The following is an 836-nucleotide window of genomic DNA, read 5'->3' on the forward strand; positions in this document are numbered from 1 at the left end:
CGTCAGGCACGCACCCAGTCACCAGTGAGTTGCCCTGTCCCTCGTGCGGAGCGCCAGTTGCTCCGTACGAACGGGTGCGCCCGACATGGTTGACGCGATCCCAAAGAAAACCGGAAGAGCGGACTTGGATCGCTTGACCTGGGCAAATATGATCCTGACGCCTTGCAGAGGGACTGGATGGAAATCGGTCGGGTCGAGCGCAAGCTCTCGGCGATCCTTGCGGCTGACCTCGCCGGGTACAGTCAACTGATGGGCGCTGACGAAGAAGGTGCCCTCGAGCGCTTGAACAGCCATCAACGTGACCACCTCGATCCCTGTATTGCCACGCATCGCGGCAAGATCGTCGGCGACATCATCGAATAGGACGGTCACGTCTTGGGCGCGGGGGTCAACATCGCCGCGCGTCTGGAGAGGATCGCCGAGCCTGGCAGGATCTGCGTTTCCGAACGCGTGCAGGAACATGCAGCGGGAAAGATCGGCCTGCGCTTCGAGGACTCGTGACAGTCCGGGAGTGCCCAGAATTTTGCCTGGTATCGTCGCGCCTCATCCATTCGGCCCAGCAGAGCATTTTGCGCGAACATAACAGCCTGAGGGCTGGCCGTTTGGCGACGCCCGCTTTTGGTGAATGGACTGAACCGGGGAACCGACTGTCATGAGGCGCGAAGCCGCCGTTCGCGTCGTGAAAGACATACCTCCACATCGGTGAGATTGTGGAATAGCGGTGACCAACCTGGACTAAGATCTAGGGTCAAAGGGCATAGGCGCTAAGATAGCTTTGGCATGGACTGAAATTTGCGCTTTCGTGGTGGTTCGCGCCAGCGATATCGCAAGGCATG

The 836-nt window shown here is 59.6% G+C and carries 1 protein-coding gene; it reads right to left on the minus strand.

Annotation, left to right across the window (positions count from 1 at the left end; genetic code table 11):
• Positions 1-18: 18 nt before the first annotated feature.
• Complete coding sequence (locus NKJ64_RS30460) at positions 19-462, minus strand: hypothetical protein (protein WP_352463833.1); 444 nt, start codon at positions 460-462, stop codon at positions 19-21.
• Positions 463-836: the final 374 nt, after the last annotated feature.

It is taken from the genome of Mesorhizobium sp. M0062, from assembly GCF_040323125.1.
In the GTDB taxonomy this organism is placed as follows: Bacteria; Pseudomonadota; Alphaproteobacteria; order Rhizobiales; family Rhizobiaceae; genus Mesorhizobium.